Genomic DNA, 470 nt, shown 5'->3' on the forward strand with positions numbered 1-470 from the left:
ACTGAATATATTTGGCATAGTATAAAGCAAGATAAAACGGTAGGAATTATTCACGAAGATCCTCATGAAGAAATAATAGAAATTGCAGAACCTGTCGGTGTAGTAGCTGGGGTAACACCAGTAACGAATCCAACGTCGACAACAATGTTTAAAGCGTTGATTGCGATAAAAACGAGAAATCCAATTATTTTCGCATTTCATCCTTCTGCACAAAATTGTTCGGTGGCAGCAGCGAAAACCGTATATGATGCAGCAATGAAAACTGGTGCACCAAAACATTGTATTCAATGGATTGAAAGACCGTCTGTCGAAGCGACGAAACAATTAATGAACCATGATGGTGTGGCACTCGTTCTAGCAACTGGAGGCGCTGGTATGGTGAAATCAGCTTACTCTACTGGAAAACCAGCGCTAGGTGTAGGTCCTGGTAATGTACCGTGTTATATAGAAAAATCAGCACATGTAAAACG

General features: G+C 40.6%; 1 protein-coding gene. It reads left to right on the top strand.

Going from position 1 to position 470, the window contains the following annotated elements:
- The coding region (locus tag CN409_RS31005) for an aldehyde dehydrogenase family protein (RefSeq protein WP_141527762.1) at positions 1-470 on the top strand (470 nt) is incomplete at both ends.

Source organism: Bacillus sp. AFS012607, assembly GCF_002558005.1.
In the GTDB taxonomy this organism is placed as follows: domain Bacteria; phylum Bacillota; class Bacilli; order Bacillales; family Bacillaceae_G; genus Bacillus_A; species Bacillus_A thuringiensis_S.